This window comes from Escherichia sp. WS568 (assembly GCF_046486085.1).
Lineage (GTDB): Bacteria > Pseudomonadota > Gammaproteobacteria > Enterobacterales > Enterobacteriaceae > Escherichia > Escherichia coli.
The window spans coordinates 1-17230 of record NZ_JBJQMC010000018.1 but is presented as its reverse complement, the minus strand read 5'-3'; the positions used below and the strand labels follow the sequence as shown (position 1 = coordinate 17230).

Here is a 17230-nt window from a genome sequence, read left to right as displayed (position 1 = left end):
ATGCGCGGATGCCTGATGCGACGCTGGCGCGTCTTATCAGGCCTACAAACCAGCACATCGCATTTCAACGGAAACTCAATACAACAACGCATACAGCTGGCGGCGATACTTCGACGCCAGTGCATCACCTGTACCCAGCGCAGCGAGGATCTCCTGGAACGTTTTACGCGTCTGACCGTCTGCGGCGGTGAGATCTTTACGCAGATGCCCAAACAGTAACTCCAGCGCCTCTTCATTGCGCCCAACCTGGTGCAGTTGCAGTGCCAGTTGCGTCGCCAGTGCGGCATCTTCTGGATTCTCCGCCACCTGCTGTTGCAGCTGTTGAATTTCCGGCGTATCTGCCGCCTGCTTCAGCAGTTCGATTTGCGCCACCAGCCCCTGGTAGCGGGTGTCCTGATCCTGTAAAGGAATGGTTTTCAGCACGGCTTCAGCATCTTCAGAACGGTTCAGCGCAATCAGCGTTTCTGCCAGCAGCAGGCCGATCTCCCCGTTCTGATTCGACAACTGCCAGGCGTCTTTCAGCAATGGCAAGGCGTCGGTGTAATTGCCTTCCTGCATCAGCTGCATCGCCTGCTGCGCTTTCAGCTCTTCTTCGCGCGGCAGCACTTTATCCAGCAGGGCGCGGATCGCCTCTTCCGGTTGCGGCCCCTGGAAGCCGTCTACCGGTTGCCCGTTCTGGAACAGATACACGGTCGGAATCGCGCGCAGACCAAACTGGGCGGCAATCATCTGCTCCGCGTCGCAGTCCAGCTTCGCCAGAATAAATTGCCCGTTGTACTGCGCCGCGAGGCTTTCCAGAATTGGGGTTAACTGCAAACAGTGCTGGCTACGTTCAGACCAAAAATAGAACAGCACCGGAGTGGTCATCGACTGTTCAAGAACCTGTTGCAGGTTAGATTCGTTAATGTTGACAATATTTTCTACGGACATGGAGTCGCTCTCTGTTGTCGATATTTTCTTTGACATGGGGGCTTAAGCGCGCGCTTCAACTCACCCCTGCAATATTTTGTCCATCACGCGCCCCGGCAGCAGGCGCTTAAGCACCATTACTGCCCAGGTCACCAGCGTTACTGGATAGCGCATCTTCGGCTTCTCGCTAATAAAAGCATGGCGCACTTTGTCGACCACCGCTTCCGGTCCCAACGTAAAGCGGGCGGCGATGCCGGGATTTTCGACAGGTTTATCACTTTGCGTCTGGTTGACGTTGTCGGTGAAGCGAGTACGAATGGGACCGGGTTCGATCAGGCTAACTTTAATTCCGCTGTGACGTAGCTCCATGCGCAGTGCGTCTGACCACGCCTCCAGCGCATATTTACTGGCCGCGTAAGCGCCACGACCCGGCGTGGAGATTAATCCCATCACCGATGAGGTCATCACAATACGTCCTTCACCGTGCGGTAACATCACGGGTAACAGGCGCATGGTGAGCTGGTGTGCGCCGAAAAAGTTGGCGGAAAACTGCTGTTCCATCTGCACACGGCTGATGGTGGAAAGGGGGCCATACATGCCGAATCCGGCATTGTTAAAGATCCCATACAGACAATTATCGGTCAGGGCGATCACTTCGTCGGCTGCGCGATCAACACTTTCTGGTGAATCCAGATCGATCAACACGCCGGTAAATCCCATGCTGTTCATGCGCTCAACATCATCCGCTTTCCGGCAACCTGCCAGCACATGAAAACCCTGGCGTTTTAATTCGAGCGCGCTTTCCAGGCCAATTCCACTGGAACATCCGGTAATTAAGACCGATTTTTGCATAACTTTACCTGTCAGGATCTCCGTTGCTTTATGAGTCATGATTTACTAAAGGCTGCAACTGCTTCGCCATCCAGTCGGCAATAAACGGCTGGGCGTCGCGGTTGGGATGAATACCGTCATCCTGCATCCATTGTGGTTTGAGGTAGACCTCTTCCATAAAAAAGGGCAGCAGCGGAACATCAAACTCTTTGGCGAGTTTGGGGTAAATGGCGCTAAAGGCTTCATTATAACGGCGACCATAGTTTGCAGGCAGACGTATTTGCATTAACAATGGTTCAGCGTTGGCGGCTTTGACATCCTGCAAAATCTGGCGCAGCGTTTGCTCGGTTTGTTGTGGCTGAAAACCACGCAAACCGTCATTGCCGCCCAGTTCTACCAGCACCCAGCGCGGCTGATGCTGTTTCAGCAGAGCCGGAAGGCGCGCCAGCCCTTGTTGCGAGGTGTCGCCGCTGATGCTGGCATTGACTACCGACGTTTTACTCTGCCACTTATCATTCAACAAGGCAGGCCAGGCCGCGCTGGCAGACATTCGATACCCGGCGCTCAGGCTATCACCCAGAATCAATAACGTGTCCGCTGCAGCGGCACGGAAGGTTAACAGGACCAGGAACAGGAAGGGCAAATGCCAGCGGAAAACATTGTTGAAGTTCATCATCTTAAGAAGTCCGTCGGTCAGGGGGAGCATGAACTCTCCATCCTCACCGGAGTTGAGCTGGTTGTCAAACGTGGCGAGACCATCGCGCTGGTGGGCGAGTCGGGATCGGGTAAGTCAACCTTGCTGGCGATCCTCGCCGGGCTGGATGACGGCAGCAGTGGCGAAGTGAGTCTGGTGGGACAACCGCTACATAATATGGACGAAGAAGCGCGGGCAAAGTTGCGCGCGAAGCACGTAGGCTTTGTTTTTCAGTCATTTATGTTAATTCCTACCCTTAACGCGCTGGAAAACGTCGAGCTTCCGGCGCTGCTGCGTGGTGAGAGTAGCGCAGAAAGTCGTAACGGGGCAAAAGCGTTGCTCGAACAGTTAGGACTGGGTAAACGTCTGGATCATCTTCCGGCACAGCTTTCCGGCGGCGAACAGCAACGAGTGGCGCTGGCGCGAGCTTTTAATGGTCGGCCTGATGTGCTGTTTGCCGACGAACCCACCGGCAATCTTGACCGCCAGACGGGCGATAAAATTGCCGACCTGCTGTTTTCCCTCAACCGTGAACATGGCACCACGTTGATTATGGTGACCCACGACCTGCAACTGGCGGCACGCTGCGACCGCTGCTTACGGCTGGTGAACGGGCAGTTGCAGGAGGAAACATGATTGCACGTTGGTTCTGGCGCGAATGGCGCTCGCCGTCGCTATTAATTGTCTGGCTGGCGCTAAGCCTGGCGGTGGCCTGCGTGCTGGCGCTGGGCAATATCAGCGATCGCATGGAGAAGGGCTTAAGCCAGCAAAGCCGGGAGTTTATGGCGGGCGATCGGGCGTTGCGCAGTTCGCGCGAAGTGCCGCAAGCGTGGCTGGAGGAAGCGCAAAAGCGCGGCCTGAAAGTCGGCAAGCAGCTGACTTTCGCCACCATGACATTTGCAGGCGACACACCGCAGCTGGCGAACGTCAAAGCGGTGGATGATATCTACCCGATGTATGGCGATCTGCAAACCAATCCCCCAGGCCTGAAACCGCAGGCGGGCAGCGTATTGCTGGCCCCACGCCTGATGGCACTGCTTAACCTGAAAACGGGCGACACCATTGACGTGGGCGATGCCACCTTGCGGATTGCCGGAGAAGTGATTCAGGAACCGGATTCCGGTTTTAACCCCTTCCAGATGGCTCCGCGTCTGATGATGAATCTGGCGGATGTCGATAAAACCGGAGCCGTGCAGCCGGGAAGTCGGGTCACCTGGCGCTATAAATTCGGCGGCAACGAGAACCAGCTCGACGGCTATGAGAAATGGTTGTTACCCCAGCTTAAACCCGAACAACGCTGGTACGGTCTGGAACAGGACGAAGGCGCGCTGGGGCGCTCGATGGAACGCTCGCAACAGTTCCTGCTGCTTTCTGCGCTTCTGACCTTGCTGCTGGCAGTGGCAGCGGTGGCGGTGGCGATGAATCATTACTGTCGCAGTCGCTACGATCTGGTGGCGATCCTCAAAACGCTGGGGGCAGGGCGAGCGCAACTGCGTAAGCTAATCGTCGGTCAGTGGTTGATGGTGCTGACGCTTTCAGCCGTTACCGGTGGGGCGATAGGCCTGTTGTTCGAAAACGTGTTGATGGTGCTGCTCAAGCCCGTTCTGCCTGCCGCACTACCGCCAGCCAGCCTCTGGCCGTGGCTGTGGGCGCTCGGCACCATGACGGTTATCTCGCTGCTGGTGGGGCTACGACCATACCGCTTGTTGCTGGCAACGCAGCCTTTACGCGTATTACGTAATGATGTGGTAGCGAACGTCTGGCCGCTGAAGTTTTATCTGCCGATTGTCAGTGTAGTGGTTGTGCTGCTGCTCGCCGGATTAATGGGTGGCAGCATGCTGCTTTGGGCGGTGCTGGCGGGCGCGGTAGTACTGGCTTTGCTGTGCGGTGTGCTGGGCTGGATGCTGCTGAATGTACTTCGCCGCATGACGCTGAAATCGCTGCCTCTGCGCCTGGCGGTTAGCCGCCTGTTACGTCAGCCGTGGTCAACGTTAAGCCAGCTTTCGGCATTTTCGCTCTCCTTTATGCTGCTGGCACTGCTGCTGGTGTTGCGTGGCGATCTGCTCGACCGCTGGCAGCAGCAGCTACCTCCAGAAAGCCCGAACTACTTTTTAATTAACATCGCCACAGAACAGGTAGCACCGCTAAAAGCGTTCCTCGCGGAACATCAGATAGTCCCGGAATCGTTTTATCCGGTGGTGCGGGCGAGACTGACGGCGATTAACGGCAAGCCGACAGAAGGCAATGAAGATGAGGCGCTCAATCGCGAACTCAATCTTACCTGGCAAAATACGCGGCCCGATCATAATCCGATTGTCGCCGGTAACTGGCCGCCAAAAGCCGATGAAGTGTCGATGGAAGAGGGGCTGGCGAAACGCTTAAACGTTGCCCTCGGTGATACCGTGACTTTTATGGGCGATACCCAGGAGTTCCGCGCTAAAGTGACCAGCCTGCGCAAAGTGGACTGGGAAAGTCTGCGGCCTAATTTCTATTTTATTTTCCCTGAAGGGGCATTAGACGGGCAACCGCAGAGCTGGCTTACCAGTTTCCGCTGGGAGAATGGCAACGGCATGTTGACGCAACTCAACCGCCAGTTCCCGACCATTAGCCTGTTAGACATTGGCGCGATTTTAAAACAGGTCGGTCAGGTGCTGGAGCAGGTAAGTCGGGCGCTGGAGGTGATGGTGGTGCTGGTCACCGCCTGCGGTATGTTGCTGTTGCTGGCACAGGTGCAGGTGGGAATGCGTCAGCGTCATCAGGAGCTGGTGGTGTGGCGCACACTCGGTGCGGGGAAAAAGCTGCTGCGCACGACATTGTGGTGTGAGTTCGCCATGCTTGGGTTTGTTTCTGGCCTGGTGGCCGCAATTGGTGCGGAAACGGCGCTGGCAGTGTTGCAGGCGAAAGTGTTTGATTTCCCGTGGGAGCCAGACTGGCGATTGTGGATTGTGCTGCCGTGCAGCGGTGCGCTGCTGCTGTCGCTTTGCGGCGGCTGGCTGGGTGCGCGACTGGTTAAGGGTAAGGCGCTGTTCAGGCAGTTTGCGGGATGATGACAGGCGTTAGATTGCCTGATGCGACGCTGGCGCGTCTTATCAGGCCTACAAAACTGCACTTAACCGTAGGCCGGATAAGGCGTTCACGCCGCATCCGGCATGAACAGCGTGCACAGAATACCGCCTATTACCGCGACTTCACCCATTCCGCCACTTCCGCCCACTCACCGCGAAAGACAACTTTTTCCGCTTTTTTCTCAAGCTGATAGCGATACATCGGGTCGTAATATTCTTCAAGTAACGGCACCAGCCAGGCCAGATGACCGTCGGTGCTGCCGGTGGTGAGTTGCGTTGTCAGTGCTGCATCCAGCCTTGCAGCCAGTTCGTTATATCGCTGTAGCCCCAGCCGACGCTTAATAGCCGAAAGTCCGTGATGCAGGTATTCGCAATACTCCTGCCAGCCCTGTTCGTCGCCGTACGCGTGGGTAAAATCATGATGCATACGCAAGAAATACTCTTCGTTCAGGCGCTCAAGACGGATCTCAAACGGATCTTCTACCACCGCAATCGCCGCCTGAGTCATTCGCTCGCGCAGGCATTCCGGCAGGTGATTCGAACCGATCATCCGGCTTTCGTCTTCCAGCACCCACAGGCGCAAATTCTGACGGGCGTCGGTTTTTAGCATTTCGGCAGCCAGCAGGTTTTCAAAACTCGCCTGGCTAAGTTGTGGTTGTAAGGTGCGACCAAACGCCGAACCGCGATGACGCGCCAACCCTTCCAGATCAACACCGTTCGGCTGTTGCTGCACTAACAGCGTTTTACCGCTGCCGGTACAACCGCCAATCAGCACTATCGGTTTTTGTGCCAGTTCAATAGTCGCCTGAATCGCGGTCTGGCGCAGTGCCTTATAACCGCCTTCCACCAGCGGATAATCAATCCCCGCTGCATGCAACCAGCTTTGGACAATATGTGAGCGCTGACCGCCTCGGGCGCAGCAGAGAATACCTTGCGGATTTTGCAGGCACGCTGCCCGCCAGGCGTCCATGCGCTGCTGACGAATTTCACCCGCCACCAGTTTATGACCCAGCGCCAGCGCCGCGTCTGACCCTTGCTGTTTATAGCAGGTGCCAACGGCGGCGCGTTCATCGTTATTCATTAACGGCAGGTTGATAGCGGCAGGCATTGCGCCTTGCTCAAACTCGATGGGGGCGCGAACATCAATAATGGGCGTATCAGCAATCAGCAGGGCACGATAGTCCTGTTCCGTGTGTCTCTCTTGCATAGTAAAAAGTGAACCTCAAATCAGCTTGCGCGCTATTTTACGCGCCAACGCGCAAGGAAACTTGATTTTTAACTGCGTGGGTTGCCGAAAATTTCTAAAAATCCGCTGATTTCCGGCCTGCGCTGGGTAAACAAGGTCACAATATCTTCTATCGCTTTGCCGCTGCCAAATTTGCGCCATGCCAGACTCAATGGTGAAGGAGGGCGCATCGTTGGGATTACCCGGCTGACCAGTTGTTGATTATCGATCATTGACTGGCAAAGTGATTTTGGCAAAAAACCAATGCCAACGCCCGCCAGATGGGCGGCGATTTTCGTTTCCATATCGGGAACAATAATCTCTTTTTGCCCCGGCAATCGCCAGGCGACGCGTTTGGTTAGTGTGCGGGCGCTGTCTTCAATATTGACCGCCGGAAAGCGCCGCAACTGCGCTTCTGTTAGCGGCTCTTCAACGTTCGCCAGCGGATGATCCGCCGCCATGACAAAGCGCCATTGCACCGATCCTAAGGGATCAAGACTAAAGGTATTTGCCAGCGCCTCAGTTCCCGTGACGCCGATAGCCAGCGAAAAACCTTCGTACAATAGCGAGTCCCAGACGCCCATATAGATTTGTCGGGAGATGTGAAACTGGGTAAAGGGGTAACGCTCATTCAGCCACGCCAGCAACTGGGCAACGGCCTGGGGGTTATAGAGCAGGTTGTTGATGACAATATTCACCTGGCGTTCCACGCCATCATTCACCTGTTGCAGCTCGCTTGGCATACTTTCCAGCCAGCTCAGCCAGTCTCTGGCCTGGGAAAGTAGATGCTCGCCAGCCGCTGTCAACGTTACGCTACGAGTCGTACGGAAAAACAGCGCTACTCCGGTATTCTCTTCCAGAAGTTTAATGCGATAACTGATCGTCGCCGTGGTTTTACATAATCGTTCTGCCGCTTTTGAAAAACTACCTGTTTCAGCAACCGCAATGAAAGTCCGCAAGGTTTCTGGATCGAACATCTTCAGGTATCCCCTTTTAAATCCGCAAGTTGCGTGATTTTCTTATCCTCTGATTTATCAGTATTTTTACATGATAACCCTGTTCAATTTGTGGACTAAATCTAGTTTTGGAAAAATATTCCAACTTTTGTGTTGATGTTGTTCTCTTAAGGTTTTAGATTGCCTGTTATTGAAACCAAGCTGACCGGTCGGCGGTGGTTGAACGGAATTATGTTACAAGGACAAAAAGATGAAACTTCAGGTATTACCGTTAAGTCAGGAAGCCTTTAGTGCTTATGGCGACGTAATCGAAACGCAGCAACGGGATTTTTTCCATATTAACAATGGACTGGTGGAGCGTTACCACGATTTGGCGCTGGTTGAGATTCTTGAGCAAGACCGTACGCTTATCAGCATTAACCGCGCGCAACCGGCGAATCTGCCGCTGACCCTTCACGAACTCGAACGTCATCCGCTGGGTACTCAGGCCTTTATCCCGATGAAAGGGGAAGTGTTTGTGGTGGTCGTGGCGTTAGGTGACGACAAACCAGACCTGTCAACTCTGCGGGCGTTTATTACCAACGGCGAACAGGGGGTGAATTACCATCGTAACGTCTGGCATCATCCACTTTTCGCCTGGCAGCGCGTCACCGATTTCTTGACCATCGATCGCGGCGGCAGTGACAACTGTGATGTTGAAAGTATTCCTGAACAGGAACTCTGTTTTGCGTGACGCCTGCAACCGACTTGCATAAGATAAACGAATTGTTCATTGTTTATGCTCACTTGTAGGTCGGAGTTAACGTAGGTATGACGGAAGTTAGACGGCGCGGCAGGCCAGGACAGGCGGAGCCTGTGGCACAGAAGGGCGCACAGGCGTTAGAGCGGGGAATTGCGATTCTGCAATATCTGGAAAAAAGTGGGGGAAGTTCATCGGTTAGCGATATTTCTCTCAATCTGGATTTGCCGCTCTCCACGACCTTTCGCTTGCTGAAGGTTTTACAGGCAGCGGATTTTGTCTATCAGGACAGTCAGTTAGGCTGGTGGCATATAGGATTAGGTGTCTTTAACGTCGGTGCAGCGTACATCCATAACCGCGATGTCCTCTCCGTCGCCGGGCCGTTTATGCGCCGCCTGATGTTACTTTCCGGCGAAACGGTCAATGTCGCGATCCGTAACGGCAATGAAGCGGTATTAATTGGTCAGTTAGAGTGTAAATCGATGGTCAGGATGTGTGCGCCGCTGGGCAGTCGTCTGCCGCTGCATGCTTCCGGTGCGGGCAAGGCGCTGCTTTATCCGCTGGCGGAAGAGGAGCTGATGAGCATCATTCTGCAAACCGGTTTGCAGCAGTTTACGCCAACGACGCTTGTGGATATGCCCACCTTGCTGAAGGACCTGGAACAAGCGCGTGAACTGGGCTATACCGTAGATAAAGAAGAGCATGTTGTTGGCCTGAATTGCATAGCTTCAGCAATTTACGATGATGTAGGTAGTGTTGTTGCCGCTATCTCCATCTCCGGGCCTTCATCAAGACTGACAGAAGATCGTTTTGTCAGTCAGGGTGAGCTGGTCAGAGACACCGCCCGCGATATCAGCACGGCGTTGGGACTGAAAGCACATCCATAGTGTCTGTCGCATCCCGCTCTGCGGAGCGGGTTTTTTTGACAAAATTTGAAAGTTGGAAAATTTTTCCAATTAATAGAGGTAGGAATAAAATGGCAAAAATGAGAGCCGTTGACGCGGCAATGTATGTGCTGGAGAAAGAAGGTATCATCACCGCCTTCGGCGTTCCGGGAGCTGCAATCAATCCGTTCTACTCAGCGATGCGTAAGCACGGCGGTATTCGTCACATTCTGGCGCGTCATGTGGAAGGTGCTTCGCACATGGCGGAAGGTTATACCCGCGCAACGGCAGGGAATATCGGCGTATGTCTGGGGACTTCCGGTCCTGCGGGCACGGACATGATCACCGCGCTCTATTCTGCTTCTGCTGATTCCATTCCTATTCTGTGTATTACCGGCCAGGTTCCGCGCGCCCGTCTGCATAAAGAAGATTTCCAGGCCGTTGATATTGAAGCAATTGCTAAACCGGTCAGCAAAATGGCGGTTACAGTTCGTGAAGCGGCGCTGGTGCCTCGTGTGCTGCAACAGGCGTTTCACCTGATGCGTTCTGGTCGCCCGGGTCCGGTACTGGTGGATTTACCGTTCGACGTTCAGGTTGCGGAAATCGAGTTTGATCCTGACATGTACGAACCGCTGCCGGTCTACAAACCTGCTGCCAGCCGTATGCAGATCGAAAAAGCTGTAGAAATGTTAATTCAGGCCGAACGTCCGGTGATTGTTGCCGGGGGCGGGGTAATCAATGCTGACGCTGCTGCACTGTTACAACAGTTTGCTGAACTGACCAGCGTTCCGGTGATCCCAACGCTGATGGGCTGGGGCTGTATTCCCGACGATCATGAACTGATGGCCGGGATGGTGGGTCTGCAAACCGCGCATCGTTACGGTAACGCAACGCTGCTGGCGTCCGACATGGTGTTTGGTATCGGTAACCGTTTTGCTAACCGTCATACCGGTTCGGTAGAGAAATACACCGAAGGGCGCAAAATCGTTCATATCGATATTGAGCCGACGCAAATTGGCCGCGTGCTGTGTCCGGATCTCGGCATTGTCTCTGATGCTAAAGCAGCGCTGACGCTGCTGGTTGAAGTGGCGCAGGAGATGCAAAAAGCGGGTCGTCTGCCGTGTCGTAAAGAATGGGTCGCCGACTGCCAGCAGCGCAAACGCACTTTGCTGCGCAAAACCCACTTCGACAATGTGCCGGTGAAACCGCAGCGCGTGTATGAAGAGATGAACAAAGCCTTTGGTCGCGATGTTTGTTATGTCACCACCATTGGTCTGTCACAAATCGCTGCGGCACAAATGCTGCATGTCTTTAAAGACCGCCACTGGATCAACTGTGGGCAGGCAGGCCCGTTGGGCTGGACCATTCCGGCGGCGCTGGGCGTGTGTGCCGCTGATCCAGAGCGCAATGTGGTGGCGATTTCCGGTGACTTCGACTTCCAGTTCCTGATTGAAGAATTAGCCGTTGGCGCACAGTTCAATATTCCGTACATCCATGTACTGGTGAACAACGCTTATCTGGGGCTGATTCGCCAGTCGCAGCGCGCGTTTGATATGGATTACTGCGTACAGCTCGCTTTCGAAAATATTAACTCCAGCGAAGTGAACGGTTATGGCGTCGACCACGTAAAAGTAGCGGAAGGTTTAGGTTGTAAAGCAATTCGCGTTTTCAAACCGGAAGATATTGCACCAGCCTTTGAACAGGCGAAAGTCTTAATAGCGCAATATCGGGTACCTGTAGTCGTGGAAGTTATTCTCGAGCGTGTGACCAATATTTCGATGGGCAGTGAACTGGATAACGTCATGGAATTTGAAGATATCGCCGATAACGCAGCGGACGCACCGACTGAAACCTGTTTCATGCACTATGAATAAGGGAGATAAATAATGTTACGTTTCTCTGCTAATTTATCGATGTTATTTGGTGAATATGATTTTCTCGCCCGTTTTGAGAAAGCTGCGCAGTGTGGTTTTCGCGGCGTTGAATTTATGTTCCCTTATGACTACGACATTGAAGAATTAAAACAGGTGCTGGCGAGTAATAAACTCGAACATACGCTGCACAATTTACCGGCAGGTGACTGGGCGGCGGGCGAGCGGGGTATTGCCTGTATTCCTGGCCGTGAAGAAGAGTTTCGGGATGGCGTAGCAGCAGCGATTCGTTATGCTCGTGCGCTGGGTAATAAAAAAATTAACTGTCTGGTCGGTAAAACGCCGGCTGGTTTCAGCAGTGAACAGATTCACGCAACGCTTGTAGAAAACCTGCGTTATGCCGCGAATATGCTGATGAAAGAAGATATTTTATTACTGATTGAACCTATCAACCATTTTGATATTCCTGGTTTCCATCTCACCGGAACTCGGCAGGCGCTGAAATTGATTGATGATGTTGGTTGCTGCAATTTGAAAATTCAGTATGACATTTATCACATGCAGCGGATGGAGGGTGAATTAACCAACACTATGACGCAATGGGCCGATAAAATTGGTCACCTGCAAATCGCTGATAATCCGCATCGCGGCGAACCGGGAACCGGAGAAATTAATTACGAATATCTCTTTACGGTAATTGAAAATTCTGACTACAACGGTTGGATTGGCTGTGAATATAAACCCCAAACCACCACGGAAGCTGGTTTACGCTGGATGGATCCGTACCGTTAAAACGTAACGCTATTCAGACAATGCTTTTTTAGGTCGCTAAGTCGGCAGGGGATCGTGTTGTCTGAATTCAGGAAAAGCGAAATTTAAAAGAGGTTAATTATGAAACTGGGATTTATTGGCTTAGGCATTATGGGTACTCCGATGGCCATTAATCTGGCGCGTGCCGGTCATCAACTGCATGTCACAACCATTGGTCCGGTTGCTGATGAATTACTGTCACTGGGTGCCGTCAGTGTTGAAACTGCGCGCCAGGTAACGGAAGCATCGGACATCATTTTTATTATGGTGCCGGATACGCCACAGGTTGAAGACGTTCTGTTTGGTGAAAATGGTTGTACCAAAGCCTCGCTGAAGGGCAAAACCATTGTTGATATGAGCTCCATTTCCCCGATCGAAACTAAACGTTTCGCTCGTCAGGTGAATGAACTGGGCGGCGATTATCTCGATGCGCCCGTCTCCGGCGGTGAAATCGGCGCGCGTGAAGGGACGTTGTCGATTATGGTTGGCGGTGACGAAGCGGTATTTGAACGTGTTAAACCGCTGTTTGAACTGCTCGGTAAAAATATCACCCTCGTGGGCGGTAACGGCGACGGTCAAACCTGCAAAGTGGCAAATCAGATTATCGTGGCGCTCAATATTGAAGCGGTTTCTGAAGCCCTGCTATTTGCTTCAAAAGCCGGAGCGGATCCGGTACGTGTGCGCCAGGCGCTGATGGGCGGCTTTGCTTCCTCACGTATTCTGGAAGTTCACGGTGAGCGCATGATTAAACGCACCTTTAATCCAGGTTTTAAAATTGCGCTGCACCAGAAAGATCTCAACCTGGCACTGCAAAGTGCGAAAGCACTGGCGCTGAATCTGCCAAACACCGCGACCTGCCAGGAATTGTTTAATACCTGTGCGGCAAACGGTGGTAGCCAGTTGGATCACTCTGCGTTAGTGCAGGCGCTGGAATTAATGGCTAACCATAAACTGGCCTGATACCCGCAATAAAAATGGCCGATATCAGAAAATGAATCGGCCAGCAATATTAAAAAAAGAAAGCAGCCAAAGATGTTGCTTCAGTATTAAAAATAATATTTTTATTTTATTTGTTCCTCATAGCTAGATTAAAAAGACGTTATTCGATACGTGAAATTAAGAGGGATTTATGGAACATCAGAGAAAACTATTCCAGCAACGCGGCTATAGCGAAGATCTATTGCCGAAAACGCAAAGCCAGCGGACCTGGAAAACATTTAACTATTTTACCTTATGGATGGGTTCGGTTCATAACGTTCCCAATTATGTGATGGTCGGCGGCTTTTTTATTCTCGGCTTGTCTACCTTTAGTATTATGCTGGCAATTATCCTCAGCGCCTTTTTCATTGCCGCGGTAATGGTATTAAACGGTGCTGCGGGCAGTAAATACGGTGTGCCTTTTGCCATGATCCTGCGTGCTTCTTACGGCGTACGTGGTGCACTGTTTCCCGGATTATTAAGAGGCGGGATTGCTGCCATTATGTGGTTTGGCCTGCAATGTTACGCTGGATCGCTGGCCTGCTTGATCCTGATTGGCAAAATCTGGCCGGGATTTTTAACTCTCGGTGGTGATTTTACCCTGTTAGGGCTTTCTCTACCGGGTTTAATCACTTTCTTACTCTTCTGGCTGGTGAACGTCGGAATCGGTTTCGGTGATGGCAAAGTTTTAAATAAATTCACTGCCATTCTTAACCCGTGCATCTATATCGTTTTCGGCGGTATGGCGATTTGGGCGATTTCGCTGGTCGGGATCGGTCCAATCTTTGACTATATTCCGGGCGGTATTCAGAAAGCAGAAAACGGTGGCTTCCTGTTCCTGGTGGTGATTAACGCGGTAGTTGCGGTCTGGGCGGCACCGGCGGTGAGCGCATCCGACTTTACGCAAAACGCCCACTCGTTTCGTGAGCAGGCGCTGGGGCAAACGCTGGGTTTAGTTGTGGCCTATATTCTGTTTGCGGTCGCCGGGGTATGTATTATTGCCGGAGCCAGTATTCACTACGGCGCGGACACCTGGAACGTGCTGGATATTGTTCAGCGTTGGGACAGCCTGTTTGCCTCGTTCTTTGCGGTACTGGTTATTCTGATGACGACTATCTCCACTAACGCCACCGGTAATATTATTCCGGCTGGTTATCAGATAGCCGCTATTGCACCGACGAAACTGACCTATAAAAACGGCGTACTGATTGCCAGTATTATCAGCTTGCTGATCTGCCCGTGGAAATTAATGGAAAATCAGGACAGCATTTATCTGTTCCTCGATATTATCGGCGGAATGCTGGGTCCGGTAATTGGTGTCATGATGGCGCATTATTTTGTGGTGATGCGCGGACAAATTAATCTTGATGAACTGTATACCGCAGCAGGGGATTTCAAATATTACGATAACGGCTTTAACCTTACCGCGTTCTCAGTAACTTTGGTCGCCGTTATTTTATCTCTCGGTGGTAAATTTATTCCGTTCATGGAGCCTTTATCACGCGTTTCATGGTTTGTCGGCGTTATTGTCGCCTTTGCGGCCTACGCCTTATTAAAGAAGCGTACTGCAGCAGAAAAAACAGGAGAACAAAAAGTCACAGGTTAATTAATCCCGATATTGAACATTGAGTTAAAAAACCAATCTGTATTTTACAAGGAGTTTGTTATGTCTTTTGATTTAATCATTAAAAACGGCACCGTTATTTTAGAAAACGAAGCTCGCGTAGTGGATGTCGCCGTTAAAGGCGGAAAAATTGCTGCTATCGGTCAGGATCTGGGCGATGCAAAAGAAGTTATGGATGCGTCTGGTCTGGTGGTTTCGCCAGGCATGGTTGATGCGCACACCCATATTTCTGAACCGGGTCGCAGCCACTGGGAAGGTTATGAAACCGGTACTCGCGCAGCAGCAAAAGGTGGTATCACCACCATGATCGAAATGCCGCTCAACCAGCTGCCTGCAACGGTTGACCGCGCATCGATTGAACTGAAGTTTGATGCCGCCAAAGGCAAGCTGACTATCGATGCGGCGCAACTCGGTGGCCTGGTGTCTTACAACATCGACCGTCTGCATGAGCTGGATGAAGTGGGCGTTGTCGGCTTCAAATGCTTCGTTGCGACCTGTGGCGATCGCGGTATCGACAACGACTTCCGTGACGTCAATGACTGGCAGTTCTTCAAAGGTGCGCAGAAGCTGGGCGAACTGGGACAGCCGGTGCTGGTGCACTGCGAAAACGCGCTGATCTGTGACGAACTTGGCGAAGAAGCGAAACGTGAAGGTCGCGTAACCGCACATGACTATGTGGCTTCGCGTCCGGTATTTACCGAAGTGGAAGCGATTCGCCGCGTGCTGTACCTGGCGAAAGTTGCCGGTTGCCGTCTGCACGTTTGCCATATCAGCAGCCCGGAAGGTGTTGAAGAAGTGACTCGTGCACGTCAGGAAGGCCAGGATGTTACCTGTGAATCCTGCCCGCATTACTTTGTGCTGGATACCGATCAGTTCGAAGAAATTGGCACCCTGGCGAAGTGTTCACCGCCGATCCGCGATCTGGAAAACCAGAAAGGCATGTGGGAAAAACTGTTTAACGGTGAAATAGACTGCCTGGTTTCCGACCACTCTCCATGCCCGCCGGAAATGAAAGCCGGTAACATCATGAAAGCGTGGGGCGGTATCGCTGGTCTGCAAAGCTGCATGGACGTGATGTTCGATGAAGCGGTACAGAAACGCGGAATGTCTCTGCCAATGTTCGGCAAATTAATGGCGACTAACGCAGCAGATATTTTCGGTCTGCAGCAAAAAGGCCGTATCGCCCCAGGAAAAGATGCCGACTTCGTCTTCATTCAGCCGAATAGCAGCTATGTTCTTACCAATGACGATCTGGAATATCGCCACAAAGTCAGCCCGTATGTTGGCCGTACTATTGGCGCGCGTATCACGAAAACCATCTTACGTGGTGATGTGATTTACGACATCGAACAGGGCTTCCCTGTTGCGCCGAAAGGTCAATTTATCCTTAAACATCAGCAGTAATCTGGCCCTGCAATGCCCGTCCTTGTGGCGGGCATTCTCCGGTTAAGGTGTGTTTATGTTCAATTTTGCAGTGGGCCGCGAAAGCCTGTTATCAGGATTTCAGTGGTTTTTCTTTATTTTTTGCAACACGGTTGTGGTTCCTCCTACGCTACTTTCTGCTTTTCAGTTGCCGCAAAGTAGCCTGCTTACGCTCACGCAATATGCTTTTCTTGCTACCGCACTGGCCTGCTTCGCTCAGGCGTTCTGCGGTCATCGTCGCGCTATTATGGAAGGGCCGGGTGGCCTGTGGTGGGGAACCATCCTGACTATCACCCTTGGCGAAGCATCGCGCGGGACACCGATCAACGATATCGCTACCAGCCTGGCGGTGGGAATTGCGCTCTCTGGCGTGCTGACGATGTTGATTGGTTTTAGCGGATTAGGTCATCGTCTGGCGCGGTTATTTACGCCGTCGGTGATGGTCTTGTTTATGTTGATGCTGGGCGCGCAGCTGACCACTATCTTTTTCAAAGGTATGCTCGGGCTGCCGTTTGGCATAGCCGACCCGAATTTTAAAATTCAGTTACCGCCGTTCGCGCTCTCGGTGGCGGTGATGTGCCTGGTACTGGCGATGATTATCTTCCTGCCGCAACGTTTTGCCCGTTATGGCCTGCTGGTCGGTACGATAACCGGCTGGTTGTTGTGGTACTTTTGCTTTCCTTCTTCGCATTCGCTCTCCGGTGAGTTGCACTGGCAGTGGTTCCCGCTCGGCAGTGGCGGTGCTTTGTCGCCGGGGATTATTCTGACGGCGGTGATTACAGGTCTGGTAAATATCAGCAATACCTACGGTGCGATTCGTGGCACGGATGTTTTTTATCCGCAACAGGGCGCGGGGAATACGCGTTATCGTCGCAGCTTTGTGGCGACCGGATTTATGACGCTGATAACCGTGCCGCTGGCGGTAATTCCATTTTCACCGTTTGTTTCATCCATTGGTTTATTAACCCAGACTGGCGATTACACGCGACGATCGTTTATTTATGGCAGCGTTATTTGCCTGCTGGTGGCACTGGTTCCGGCACTCACACGACTGTTTTGCAGTATCCCTTTACCGGTGAGTAGCGCGGTCATGTTGGTTTCTTATCTGCCTTGGTGATGCTGCCAACTTACTGATTTAGTGTATGATGGTGTTTTTGAGGTGCTCCAGTGGCTTCTGTTTCTATCAGCTGTCCCTCCTGTTCAGCTACTGACGGGGTGGTGC

15 protein-coding genes and 1 pseudogene are annotated in these 17230 nt (G+C 52.4%); 11 read left to right on the top strand and 5 right to left on the bottom strand.

The window, feature by feature from the left end; translation table 11 throughout:
* Positions 1–75 precede the first annotated feature (75 nt).
* The 3 genes from cnoX to tesA are packed head-to-tail and all read right to left on the bottom strand — an operon-like array spanning position 76 to position 2413.
* Positions 76–930, bottom strand: a complete 855-nt coding sequence (gene cnoX, locus ACJHWR_RS18195; protein WP_001295322.1) for a chaperedoxin — start codon at positions 928–930, stop codon at positions 76–78.
* Positions 931–990: 60 nt separating this feature from the next.
* Entirely contained in the window at positions 991–1800 is an 810-nt protein-coding gene (gene ybbO, locus ACJHWR_RS18190) for an NADP(+)-dependent aldehyde reductase (protein WP_000148933.1), read from the bottom strand.
* A complete protein-coding gene (tesA, locus tag ACJHWR_RS18185) occupies positions 1790–2413 on the bottom strand; it encodes a multifunctional acyl-CoA thioesterase I/protease I/lysophospholipase L1 (protein WP_001295836.1) in 624 nt (207 codons plus the stop codon). The genes ybbO and tesA overlap by 11 nt, the downstream gene beginning before the upstream one ends.
* On the opposite strand from tesA, the gene ybbA reads away from it, so the two are divergent.
* Positions 2384–3070: a putative ABC transporter ATP-binding protein YbbA gene (gene ybbA / locus ACJHWR_RS18180; RefSeq protein WP_001110574.1), complete on the top strand. Its 687-nt coding sequence runs from the start codon at positions 2384–2386 to the stop codon at positions 3068–3070. The two genes, tesA and ybbA, sit on opposite strands and share 30 nt — an antisense overlap.
* Positions 3067–5481 (top strand): putative ABC transporter permease subunit YbbP, encoded by a 2415-nt coding sequence (gene ybbP / locus ACJHWR_RS18175; RefSeq protein ID WP_000561873.1) that lies wholly within the window; start codon positions 3067–3069, stop codon positions 5479–5481. Before ybbA ends, ybbP begins: the two co-directional genes overlap by 4 nt.
* Positions 5482–5611: 130 nt before the next feature.
* On the opposite strand, the gene mnmH is transcribed toward ybbP, so the two are convergent.
* Entirely contained in the window at positions 5612–6706 is a 1095-nt protein-coding gene (gene mnmH / locus ACJHWR_RS18170; protein WP_001157989.1) for a tRNA 2-selenouridine(34) synthase MnmH, read from the bottom strand.
* A 68-nt stretch (positions 6707–6774) separates the two neighbouring features.
* Entirely contained in the window at positions 6775–7701 is a 927-nt protein-coding gene (gene allS, locus ACJHWR_RS18165) for an HTH-type transcriptional activator AllS (protein WP_000460140.1), read from the bottom strand.
* A gap of 229 nt (positions 7702–7930) precedes the next feature.
* On the opposite strand from allS, the gene allA reads away from it, so the two are divergent.
* From allA to ACJHWR_RS18120, 9 genes and pseudogenes are all read left to right on the top strand, one after another.
* Positions 7931–8413 carry an ureidoglycolate lyase gene (gene allA, locus ACJHWR_RS18160; RefSeq protein ID WP_000776393.1) on the top strand — a complete coding sequence of 161 codons (483 nt, stop codon included), beginning with the start codon at positions 7931–7933 and terminating at the stop codon, positions 8411–8413.
* A gap of 77 nt (positions 8414–8490) precedes the next feature.
* Complete coding sequence (allR, locus tag ACJHWR_RS18155; protein WP_000141275.1) at positions 8491–9306, top strand: HTH-type transcriptional repressor AllR; 816 nt, start codon at positions 8491–8493, stop codon at positions 9304–9306.
* 89 nt (positions 9307–9395) lie between these two features.
* A complete protein-coding gene (gene gcl, locus ACJHWR_RS18150) occupies positions 9396–11177 on the top strand; it encodes a glyoxylate carboligase (protein ID WP_012311873.1) in 1782 nt (593 codons plus the stop codon).
* Between the two features lie 12 nt (positions 11178–11189).
* Complete coding sequence (hyi, locus tag ACJHWR_RS18145; RefSeq protein ID WP_000943559.1) at positions 11190–11966, top strand: hydroxypyruvate isomerase; 777 nt, start codon at positions 11190–11192, stop codon at positions 11964–11966.
* 99 nt (positions 11967–12065) lie between these two features.
* Complete coding sequence (gene glxR / locus ACJHWR_RS18140) at positions 12066–12944, top strand: 2-hydroxy-3-oxopropionate reductase (protein ID WP_000765837.1); 879 nt, start codon at positions 12066–12068, stop codon at positions 12942–12944.
* A 169-nt stretch (positions 12945–13113) separates the two neighbouring features.
* Positions 13114–14568: an allantoin transporter gene (locus ACJHWR_RS18135; protein ID WP_000401107.1), complete on the top strand. Its 1455-nt coding sequence runs from the start codon at positions 13114–13116 to the stop codon at positions 14566–14568.
* 60 nt (positions 14569–14628) lie between these two features.
* Complete coding sequence (allB, locus tag ACJHWR_RS18130; protein WP_000006912.1) at positions 14629–15990, top strand: allantoinase AllB; 1362 nt, start codon at positions 14629–14631, stop codon at positions 15988–15990.
* Between the two features lie 55 nt (positions 15991–16045).
* Positions 16046–17119 (top strand): annotated as a pseudogene (locus ACJHWR_RS18125) (uracil/xanthine transporter); the annotation flags it as partial.
* A gap of 56 nt (positions 17120–17175) precedes the next feature.
* A partial coding sequence (locus ACJHWR_RS18120; protein WP_129692851.1) for an IS1 family transposase occupies positions 17176–17230 on the top strand: 55 nt, incomplete at its 3' end.

Coding starts and splice junctions, on each gene's coding strand:
- hyi (WP_000943559.1), top strand. CDS start 11,190: ATGTTACGTTTCTCTGCTAATTTATCGATGTTATTTGGTGAATATGAT.
- mnmH (WP_001157989.1), bottom strand. CDS start 6,706: ATGCAAGAGAGACACACGGAACAGGACTATCGTGCCCTGCTGATTGCT.
- cnoX (WP_001295322.1), bottom strand. CDS start 930: ATGTCCGTAGAAAATATTGTCAACATTAACGAATCTAACCTGCAACAG.
- glxR (WP_000765837.1), top strand. CDS start 12,066: ATGAAACTGGGATTTATTGGCTTAGGCATTATGGGTACTCCGATGGCC.
- allA (WP_000776393.1), top strand. CDS start 7,931: ATGAAACTTCAGGTATTACCGTTAAGTCAGGAAGCCTTTAGTGCTTAT.
- gcl (WP_012311873.1), top strand. CDS start 9,396: ATGGCAAAAATGAGAGCCGTTGACGCGGCAATGTATGTGCTGGAGAAA.
- allR (WP_000141275.1), top strand. CDS start 8,491: ATGACGGAAGTTAGACGGCGCGGCAGGCCAGGACAGGCGGAGCCTGTG.
- ybbA (WP_001110574.1), top strand. CDS start 2,384: ATGCCAGCGGAAAACATTGTTGAAGTTCATCATCTTAAGAAGTCCGTC.
- ybbP (WP_000561873.1), top strand. CDS start 3,067: ATGATTGCACGTTGGTTCTGGCGCGAATGGCGCTCGCCGTCGCTATTA.
- allB (WP_000006912.1), top strand. CDS start 14,629: ATGTCTTTTGATTTAATCATTAAAAACGGCACCGTTATTTTAGAAAAC.
- ACJHWR_RS18135 (WP_000401107.1), top strand. CDS start 13,114: ATGGAACATCAGAGAAAACTATTCCAGCAACGCGGCTATAGCGAAGAT.
- allS (WP_000460140.1), bottom strand. CDS start 7,701: ATGTTCGATCCAGAAACCTTGCGGACTTTCATTGCGGTTGCTGAAACA.
- tesA (WP_001295836.1), bottom strand. CDS start 2,413: ATGAACTTCAACAATGTTTTCCGCTGGCATTTGCCCTTCCTGTTCCTG.
- ybbO (WP_000148933.1), bottom strand. CDS start 1,800: ATGACTCATAAAGCAACGGAGATCCTGACAGGTAAAGTTATGCAAAAA.